At 68.1% G+C, this 1,240-nt stretch carries 1 protein-coding gene; it reads left to right on the top strand.

The window, feature by feature from the left end; genetic code table 11:
* Positions 1-2: 2 nt before the first annotated feature.
* A protein-coding gene (locus IGS67_RS13565) for an IS3 family transposase (protein ID WP_192282232.1) occupies positions 3-1,240 on the top strand; the annotation gives its coding sequence in 2 pieces (ribosomal slippage) (positions 3-351 and positions 351-1,240; 1,239 coding nt annotated over the 2 pieces). This gene is flagged as partial in the annotation.

Genomic DNA, 1,240 nt, shown 5'->3' with positions numbered 1-1,240 from the left:
CCATGGCCAGGAAGAACTACTCCGAAGAGTTCCGTCGTCAGGCCGTCGACTTGTACGAGTCCACCCCGGGCGCCACGGTCCGCGGCATCGCCGAGGACCTCGGCATCGTGCGCGGCACGCTGCGGCACTGGCTCGAGGTCTACGGGACCGGCAAGAAGACCGCCGCTGACGGGACGTTGACCTCCAGCCCGCTGCAAGCCAAGACGTCCGCCGCGAGCTCGTCGGCACCGACGGACGAGACGCCGGAGCAGAGGATCGCCCGGCTCGAGGCCGAGAACGCGGCGTTGCGAGCGGAGACCACCAAGCTCACGACCGAGCGGGAGATCCTGCAGCGGGCGGCCAAGTATTTCGCCGGGGAGACGCGCTGGTGAGTCGCTTCCAGTTCGTCGCCGACAACTCCGCCACCTTCGAGGTGAAGCGACTGTGCGAGCTCGTGGAGATCGAGCGCTCGTCCTACTACGCCTGGCTCAAGGCCGCGCCGGCCCGCGAAGCCAGAGCAGCTGACGACGCAGCGCTGGCTGAGCGGATCAGAGCGGTCCATGCCGAGGACAACACTCAGGGCGCGCCGCGGATCACCGCCGAGCTCAACGCTCAACTCGGCGACAGCGCGGCTGCCGGTGAGCGGGTCAACCACAAGCGTGTCGCGAGGGTGATGCGCTTTGAGGGCATCCGCGGCTACGTGAAGAAGCGCCGGGTGCGGACCACGATCCCCGAGCCGTCGGGGCAGAAGTACCCCGACCTGCTCAAGCGTGACTTCACCGCCGAGCGCCCCAACGAGCGCTATGTCGGGGACATCACCTACCTGCCGCTGGCCGATGGCACGAACCTGTACTTGGCGACCGTGATCGACTGCTACTCCCGTCGGCTGGCCGGGTGGGCGATCGCCGACCACATGCGCACCGAACTCGTCGAGGACGCCCTCAAGGCCGCCGCCGCGACCCGGGGCAGCCTCAAGGGCGCCGTGTTCCACAGCGACCACGGGTCGGTCTACTGCTCGAAGGCCTACGCCACGCTCTGCCGCAAGCTCGGCGTGACCCAGTCCATGGGCGCCGTCGGATCCAGCGCGGACAACGCCCTCGCAGAGTCGCTCAACGCCACGATGAAGCGTGAGGTCCTCCAAGACGCCGCCTGCTGGAGTGACGAGCTGACCTGCCGTCGGCAGGTCTTCAGATGGCTCGTCCGCTACAACACCAAGCGACGCCACTCGTGGTGTCGCTACACCTCGCCGGTCGCCTTCGAG

The sequence above is a fragment of the Flavimobilis rhizosphaerae genome, assembly GCF_014852685.1.
GTDB classification, from domain to species: Bacteria; Actinomycetota; Actinomycetes; order Actinomycetales; family Cellulomonadaceae; genus Flavimobilis; species Flavimobilis rhizosphaerae.
Note: the sequence above shows the minus strand (reverse complement) of the source record. Positions and strands in the feature narration are given on the sequence as shown.